This window comes from Anoxybacillus sp. CHMUD (genome assembly GCF_013096965.1).
Taxonomy (GTDB): Bacteria; Bacillota; Bacilli; order Bacillales; family Anoxybacillaceae; genus Anoxybacillus; species Anoxybacillus kestanbolensis_A.
The window spans coordinates 39,960-47,882 of record NZ_SDLG01000020.1; the positions used below are offsets into that span (position 1 = coordinate 39,960).

At 42.9% G+C, this 7,923-nt stretch carries 9 protein-coding genes; all 9 read left to right on the plus strand.

The annotated features are described in order from the left end of the window. Positions 1 to 26 precede the first annotated feature (26 nt). On the plus strand, positions 27 to 1,559 hold the full coding sequence (gene nadB, locus ETB99_RS11935) for an L-aspartate oxidase (protein ID WP_171700698.1): 1,533 nt from the start codon (positions 27 to 29) through the stop codon (positions 1,557 to 1,559). Next, positions 1,556 to 2,386: a carboxylating nicotinate-nucleotide diphosphorylase gene (nadC, locus tag ETB99_RS11940; protein ID WP_077428052.1), complete on the plus strand. Its 831-nt coding sequence runs from the start codon at positions 1,556 to 1,558 to the stop codon at positions 2,384 to 2,386. The genes nadB and nadC overlap by 4 nt, the downstream gene beginning before the upstream one ends. Positions 2,387 to 2,398: 12 nt before the next feature. Beyond that, positions 2,399 to 3,502 (plus strand): quinolinate synthase NadA, encoded by a 1,104-nt coding sequence (gene nadA / locus ETB99_RS11945; RefSeq protein ID WP_077428054.1) that lies wholly within the window; start codon positions 2,399 to 2,401, stop codon positions 3,500 to 3,502. A gap of 135 nt (positions 3,503 to 3,637) precedes the next feature. Further along, entirely contained in the window at positions 3,638 to 4,570 is a 933-nt protein-coding gene (locus tag ETB99_RS11950; RefSeq protein ID WP_171700699.1) for a LysM peptidoglycan-binding domain-containing protein, read from the plus strand. A gap of 74 nt (positions 4,571 to 4,644) precedes the next feature. Next, on the plus strand, positions 4,645 to 5,385 hold the full coding sequence (gene nadE, locus ETB99_RS11955) for an NAD(+) synthase (RefSeq protein ID WP_171700700.1): 741 nt from the start codon (positions 4,645 to 4,647) through the stop codon (positions 5,383 to 5,385). Between the two features lie 78 nt (positions 5,386 to 5,463). After that, positions 5,464 to 6,159: a YhcN/YlaJ family sporulation lipoprotein gene (locus ETB99_RS11960; RefSeq protein WP_077428060.1), complete on the plus strand. Its 696-nt coding sequence runs from the start codon at positions 5,464 to 5,466 to the stop codon at positions 6,157 to 6,159. A gap of 84 nt (positions 6,160 to 6,243) precedes the next feature. Beyond that, positions 6,244 to 6,981, plus strand: a complete 738-nt coding sequence (locus ETB99_RS11965) for a YebC/PmpR family DNA-binding transcriptional regulator (RefSeq protein WP_004889261.1) — start codon at positions 6,244 to 6,246, stop codon at positions 6,979 to 6,981. Between the two features lie 49 nt (positions 6,982 to 7,030). Then, positions 7,031 to 7,495 carry a BofC C-terminal domain-containing protein gene (locus ETB99_RS11970; RefSeq protein WP_077428061.1) on the plus strand — a complete coding sequence of 155 codons (465 nt, stop codon included), beginning with the start codon at positions 7,031 to 7,033 and terminating at the stop codon, positions 7,493 to 7,495. Positions 7,496 to 7,688: 193 nt separating this feature from the next. After that, the coding region (locus ETB99_RS11975; protein ID WP_171700701.1) for a UPF0236 family transposase-like protein at positions 7,689 to 7,923 on the plus strand (235 nt) is incomplete at its 3' end.

Here is a 7,923-nt window from a genome sequence, read left to right on the forward strand (position 1 = left end):
AGACAGTATGAAATGGAGGAGCATCCATGCGTGAAGCGGATGTGATTATCGTTGGTAGCGGCCTTGCAGCATTAATGGTTGCCTACCATTTATGTGAGCATAAAAATGTGATTATTTTCACGAAGTCGAATAAAGAAACGAGTAATTCTTGGCTTGCTCAAGGGGGAGTGGCTGCTGCCATCCACCCGAATGATCATTGGTCATCTCATTACGAAGATACGATCATTGCTGGGTGTGAGCATAATGATAACGAGGCGGTACGTATTTTAGTTCAAGAAGGACGTGAAGCGATTCAAAATTTCATGAATCTCGGTTTTTCATTTGATGTGGACGAACGTGGACAGCTCCTTTTTGGCCAAGAAGGTGCGCATCGCACGAAGCGTATTTTACATGCTGGAGGAGATGCGACTGGGAAAAATATGGTATCCTTCTTATTTGAGAAGCTTTCCGGACGTGTAACGTTTATAGAAAACGATCCTGTGATTGACTTGCTTGTCTCCGCTGGATGTTGTGTAGGGGTGCAAACGAAGCAAGGAACGTATGTAGCGAATGCAACAATTATTGCAACAGGTGGAATTGGGCAGTTGTACACGTTTACATCGAACGCTGAAACAGCAACAGGCGATGGAATTGCGATGGCGTATCGAGCGGGAGCGGCTGTTACGGACATGGAGTTTGTACAGTTTCATCCGACAATGCTCTATGTGAATGAAAAAGCGGTTGGTCTCATTTCTGAAGCGGTGCGTGGCGAAGGAGCGATTCTCGTCACCGATGACGGTCGACGCGTGATGGACGGGGCGCATCCGCAAAAAGATTTAGCTCCACGTGACGTTGTATCTCGAGCCATTGATCGTGAAATAAAAAATAGTCATCGTGTTTTTTTAAATATTTCTACGATCCCACACTTTTCATCTCGGTTTCCAACGATCACATCTCTTTGTGAGCGCTATCATATTGATTGGCGTAACGGTCTTCTTCCTGTTGTCCCGGGTGCTCATTTTTTAATGGGGGGTATCGTTGTAAATACGGATGGAGAAACGACGTTACCGGGATTGTATGCCGTTGGCGAAGCGGCATGTACAGGTGTGCATGGGGCGAATCGTTTGGCGAGCAACTCGTTGCTTGAAGCGCTTGTTTTTAGTAGAAGATTAGCTTTTCACTTGTTGCAAAAAAGGGGACAACATCAGACGTTAAAGAAAAGCGAGAGGAAAGGAACTCACGTACGTATCACGTTACCAACAAAAGAACAAATTCAACAAACGATGACACAATATGTTGGGATTGTGCGTGATTATGATCAACTGTTACAAGCGAAACGATGGTTTGAACAATACGCGATCCATGAACTCGTGGATATGGCACCTGAACATGACGATGAGAAACGGACGATCATATACATGTTAATCGTTGGATGGCTTATCACGACTTCAGCTTTGCAACGAAAAGAAAGTCGCGGGGCTCATTATCGAAGTGATGAGCCGTTTGAAAAAATGTATTGGGAAAAGCGGCGCATCATGCGCACGAAAGCAGAGCATCTCATAAAGGAGGGTTTGAGTTGAATGAACTAAAGTTAAAAGAGCTATTGAAGCGGTTTTTTTTAGAAGACATTGGGGAACGTGATATTACGAGCGAAACAATTTTCTCTCCTTCAAATGAGGGAAGAGCGATATTTGTTGCCAAAGAAGATGGGATCATCGCAGGCGTTTCCATTATTGAAATCGGATATCAGTTATTACACCCATCTATCGCATGTCAATTATATAAACGAGACGGGGAAAGCGTAAAAAAAGGAGAGGTCATCGCTGTCGTTTCAGGTCCAATCATCCCGCTTTTATCAGGTGAGCGCGTCATTTTAAACTTACTTCAGCGTATGAGTGGTATTGCTACATTGACAAATCAAGCCGTTCGGGCACTCAACAGCAATCACACTCGCATTTGTGATACACGAAAAACAACGCCAGGGCTTCGCATGTTAGAAAAATATGCGGTGACATGCGGTGGCGGCTATAATCATCGCTTCGGTTTGTATGATGGGGTGATGATTAAAGATAATCATATTGCGTTTTGTGGATCGATTAAAAAAGCGGTCGAACGTGTTCGTTCCCAACTTGGTCATATGGTAAAAATTGAAGTGGAAACGGAAACGAAACAACAAGTCATCGAAGCGGTTGAAGCAGGGGCGGATATCATTATGTTTGATAACCGTACACCCGATGAAATTCGCGAATTTGTCCAACTCGTCCCATCGTCTATCATTACAGAAGCGTCAGGTGGGATTACCCTTGAAAATATTGCACAATATCGGGATACAGGGGTTGACTACATTTCGTTAGGGATGTTAACGCACTCAGCGAAAGCGCTGGACATTAGTTTAAACGTGCAATAGGAGGAATGAACGATGAACGTATTACAACTCATGCAACAACACGACACGATGCCAGAGACATATAAACAGTTGTCAGTTGAAGAAATGGAAAAACGAGTCGCTCGTGTCAAACGGGAGCTCGGCACGCGTTTATTTATTCCAGGTCATCATTATCAAAAAGACGAAGTCATTCAATTTGCGGATGCGACAGGTGATTCATTGCAACTCGCACAAGTAGCAGCGAAAAATAAAGAGGCTGAATATATTGTATTTTGTGGCGTCCATTTTATGGCGGAAACAGCGGATATTTTAACGAGTGATGAACAAATCGTCATTTTGCCAGATATGCGCGCGGGCTGTTCGATGGCTGATATGGCAGAAATTGAACAAGTGGAACGAGCATGGCCTATATTACAACAACTGTTTGGCGATACGATTTTACCGTTAACGTACGTCAACTCTACAGCTGCGATTAAAGCGTTTGTCGGTTTACATGGCGGTGCAACAGTGACATCATCAAATGCGAAAAAAATGGTCGCATGGGCGTTTACCCAAAAGGAGCGTATTTTCTTTTTGCCTGACCAACATTTAGGAAGAAATACAGCGTACGATCTCGGTGTTCCGCTAGAACAAATGGCTGTATGGGACCCGATAACAAATACATTGCAATATGAGGGAGATGTTCAACAAATTAAAGTAATTTTATGGAAGGGGCATTGTTCCGTTCATGAAAACTTTACAGTAAAACATATTGAACATATTCGAAAAACGAAGCCAGATATGAAAATTATCGTTCATCCAGAATGTAGCTGGGAAGTCGTGCAACAAGCGGACGATGCAGGTTCAACAAAATATATCATTGAAACGATTGCAAACGCGCCAGCAGGGAGCAAATGGGCCATCGGAACTGAAATGAACTTAGTAAATCGCATCATCCAGCAACATCCAGATAAAGAAATTGTGTCATTAAATCCGTATATGTGTCCATGTTTAACGATGAATCGCATTGATTTACCACATTTACTTTGGGCGCTCGAATCGCTTCTTGAAGGAAAAGTGGTAAACCGCATTACCGTGCCAAAAGATGTAGCAGAAGGAGCGATGTTAGCACTTGAGCGCATGTTAGCACGCGCATAAGATCGGCATTTTTTTGCCGGTCTTTTTTATTTTTATCATAAAAAAAGCTTTCTGTTCATAAGTTATGTTGAAGCCTAGTAGCGACAAGCTAAACATGACATACACGTCACGTCTGAACATAGGAGGGGGAAACACGTGAAAATTCATATCGTTCAAAAAGGAGATACCCTTTGGAAAATTGCGGAGAAATATGGGGTTGATTTTGAAGAGCTAAAAAAAATGAACGCTCATTTAAGTGATCCAAATTACATTATGCCGGGGATGAAAATTAAAGTACCAACACCAGCCGCACCAGCGAAACCAGTCAAAAAGGAAACGCCAAAAGTTTCTGTTGATGTTGACATTCATGTAAACAAAAAAGAGCAACCATTACAACAACCGCAAAACGTGGAACCGATCGCAAAAGAAATTCCAATTGCAAAAGCATCGGAGAAAAAAGAAGAGCCGAAACAAGAGATGCCGCTTTTGCCGCCAAAACCGCCAAATATTATGCCGAATATGATGGAACCTGACGAAGAGATACCAATGCCGCCATTTCCGGATATTCCACCAATTCCAACAACGCAAGCGCCAGTGATGGAAGAACAGCCACAACAACCGATGCACCCGCAGCCTGCTCCAATGCCTTTGCCGATGCCAATGCCGTGCATTCCTATTTCGCCAGTGATGCCAGGATACGGTTTTTATCCGTGGTTTCCGCCAATGTATCCAATGATGCCGTGGACATATCCACAAAACATGGCAAACAACGATGATTGCGGATGTGGCGAACCGAAACCGACACCTTATATGCCACAAATGCCAACAGGTGAATATTCTCAACAGTCGCAACCGATGATGCCGCAGATGCCAACAGGTGCAGGGGAGTATTCACAACAACCGCAACAAGCATCATATCCACAACAAATGTATGGTGAAAACGTGCCGATGATGCCACAGCAAATGTATATGCCACAGCCAGCTATGCCATATGGTCCGTACGGATGGCAACAAGGGTGGCAGGGGCAACCGTATGGAATGAATCCATATTTTTCTGTTCCTTATCGTGAAGAAGAAGAGGGGCAATAAGTCGCCTCTTTTTCTTTTTGCTTTTTGTGTGATAAAATGAACATGATGATGTAAAGAGAAAGGGATGTACATACATGGAACAAAAAATTGAGAAGCTAATTGCATGGCTTCGTGAACGCGTACAGGAAGCAGGGATGAATGGAGCGATTGTCGGGATTAGTGGCGGCATTGATTCTGCGGTCGTTGCCCATTTAATTAAGCGGGCATTTCCTAACAACTCGTTAGGGCTCATTATGCCATGTAAAAGTAACCCAAAAGATAAAGAAGATGCATTAAAAGTTGTAGAAAGTTGCGGCATTGATTATCATGTCATCGACTTAACAGAAACACATCGCGTATTATTCGGTGAAATTGAGAAACAACTAAAAGAAAAGGGGCAATGGAACGAGCAAGCTGCACGCCTTGGTGATGCGAATACACGTGCACGTCTGCGTATGACGACGTTGTATGCGGTCGCAAATAATTATGGTTACCTCGTCGTCGGGACGGATAATGCAGCGGAGTGGCATACAGGCTACTTTACAAAATACGGCGATGGTGGCGTTGATTTAGTTCCGCTCGTTCATTTCACAAAAGGAGAAGTGCGTGAAATGGCTCGCATTCTCGGTGTACCTGAAGAAATTATTACGAAAGCGCCTAGCGCAGGTCTTTGGGAAGGACAAACAGACGAAAACGAAATGGGTACAACATACGACATGATTGACAAATATTTAAAAGGTGAGCCAATTCCAGAACGCGACCGCGAAATTATTGAACGGCTTCATGAACGTTCACATCATAAACGACAGTTAGCGATCGCTCCGCCAAAATTTTAACAGCGATAAAACTCCTTTTTTGCGCCAAGCTAATGATGTAGACGCATGGTCTACAAAAGCAAAAAGGGGGTTTTTCCTTTGCGGAAGCGAATTGTTGCTCTTGGGGCAGTCATCGCACTTAGCGGGTTAGTTGCTTGCAATAACCAAGCATTTGATACACGTTATACGGATCGCACACGCCCCATCGGATATTACTCGAATGAGAACGATATGACGGGGTTTCAATACGGCCGTTATGGTACAGAGCGTTTAAACGGAAACGTTCGTCAAGTGCGTGACAATGATGGACCGATTACGGAAATGCTCGATCGTGGCATGAACCGAACAACACGAACACCGCAAGTGGATCGAAATTTTAGTCGCGCTGATCGCAACTATCATGGACATTTAAATGCGATGGATGAACGCACGCGCCCGTCGTATTACCGTAATTATAACGGAGCGTTAGCTGAAAAAATTGCAAAACGTGCTACAAACGTTGCAAACGTAAAAGATGCACGTGCCGTCGTCTCAGGTGACCGAGTTGTTGTTGCTGTATCGACGACAGAAAAAAATACAGCGCGCATCGAACGTCTCGTTCGTGAAGCGATCGCTCCATATACCGCGGGCAAAACCGTTCGTGTTGTAGCAAATGAAAGCATGTATAACCGCATTCGTACGCTAGATAATGACATTCGCGATGGTGGTCCGATGGATCAACTAGAGCGCGATATTCGCGATATATTTAACGATATGGGCGATATGATCGAACGGCCATTTATGAATCGCGGCTAAAGAACAGGGGCTCACCCCTGTTCTTTTTTATCTATTTTTGTTATAGTTTTTATGGACATTTTTCACATATGAGAGGGGATCCGAATGGCAGGACATTCTAAGTGGAAAAATATTCAACGGCGCAAAAATGCACAAGATGCGAAACGCGGAAAACTATTTATGAAGTTGGCAAAAGAAATTTATGTAGCGGCAAAGATGGGCGGTGGCGATCCAACAACAAACGCTACGTTGCGCCTTGCGATTGAAAAGGCAAAATCAGCGAACATGCCGAACGAAAATATTGAACGTGCCATTAAAAAAGCAACAGGAAATCAAGAACATACACATTATGAAGAAATTCGTTATGAAGGATATGGACCAGGCGGCGTAGCGGTCATGGTGATTTGCTTAACAGATAATAAAAATCGTACAGCCTCTAACGTTCGTGTCGCATTTTCAAAAAATGGCGGAAACTTAGGGGAAACGGGATGTGTTTCGTATTTATTTGATCGAAAAGGATTAATCGTTATCGCACGTGAAAATTTACATATCGATGAAGATGAGATGCTGTTACAAGCGATTGAAGCAGGGGCAGATGAAATGGAAACAACGGAAGATTCATTTGAAATTTATACATCCCCAGAACAGTTCGAACAAGTAAAAAATACGTTAGCTGCCCAAGGATTTACGTTTGCGACAGCCGAAATAACGATGATTCCGCAAACGTATACGACGTTAACGGGTGACGATTTAACGAAAATGTTAAAACTCATTGATATGCTTGAAGATGATGATGATGTGCAAGAAATTTACCATAATTTAGATGAATCTATGTTAGAATAACGGTCTTGCGGTAGCAAGACCGTTTAATTTTGGAGAAAATGGTCAACATATGAATGAGGTGAAAATCATGATACTTACATTACTGTTCAGTTTATTTGTTTTGCAACATACGTCTCCTGTGGAGATGACAATTATTTTAGAAACCGTATATATGGATGGGGAAGTGGGCGAGGAAATTAGGGAAGAAACGGTAACATCAATGAAAGACATTTGGAACAAATATAAAGATTGGCACCTAATCAATATGGATGACGAGCAAATTGTTTTTCAACGATATGTTGACGATTTATCTCCATTAACGAAAGCAGGGTATTTCGGTCTTACTGAAGATGGCACACTCTCGATTTTTGAAGGGAAGCCAGGTGAATCATCTCGCGTCATTCAATCGTTTTTTCAAATTGATGTAAAAAAACTAGAAAGTCATGAACGAGAGAAATTGAAAAAAGGCATTTCAGTTCGTTCCAAGAGAAATTATGAACGTGTCATCGAAGCATATAAACCGTTTGGAAAATAAGTCCGCGCACGAAAGCGGACTTTTTGTGTTTGGCGTATGAGTAAAATGTTTGTGGGAGAAAAAAAGACAGGTTCCTGATTTGGTATAATAAGGAACCTGTCAGATATGTAAGCAAAATAGATGAAAAACGGGCTCTCCTCCTGGTAAGGTAGTAAGTGCGAAAAAAATACAACCAAAGAAAGGAGTGGAGCCCATGCAGGATTATATCACAGATGGAGTCACATGGAAAGACATTGAACAGTTATTGTTTCGGCATATGCAAAAAGAATATGGTCAACTGCTTCAACAGGTGTTGGAGGATATCGACCGCACATTGGCAGAACAGCGGGACAAGAAACGATATGCGCTCAAAGATAAGCGGACGATCCGACTCCAAACGCTATTTGGAGAGGTGGAAGTGAAGCGAAACTACTACTTTGACCGTGAAA

Coding starts and splice junctions, on each gene's coding strand:
- ETB99_RS11970 (WP_077428061.1), top strand. CDS start 7,031: ATGAATGAGGTGAAAATCATGATACTTACATTACTGTTCAGTTTATTT.
- nadB (WP_171700698.1), top strand. CDS start 27: ATGCGTGAAGCGGATGTGATTATCGTTGGTAGCGGCCTTGCAGCATTA.
- ETB99_RS11965 (WP_004889261.1), top strand. CDS start 6,244: ATGGCAGGACATTCTAAGTGGAAAAATATTCAACGGCGCAAAAATGCA.
- nadA (WP_077428054.1), top strand. CDS start 2,399: ATGAACGTATTACAACTCATGCAACAACACGACACGATGCCAGAGACA.
- nadE (WP_171700700.1), top strand. CDS start 4,645: ATGGAACAAAAAATTGAGAAGCTAATTGCATGGCTTCGTGAACGCGTA.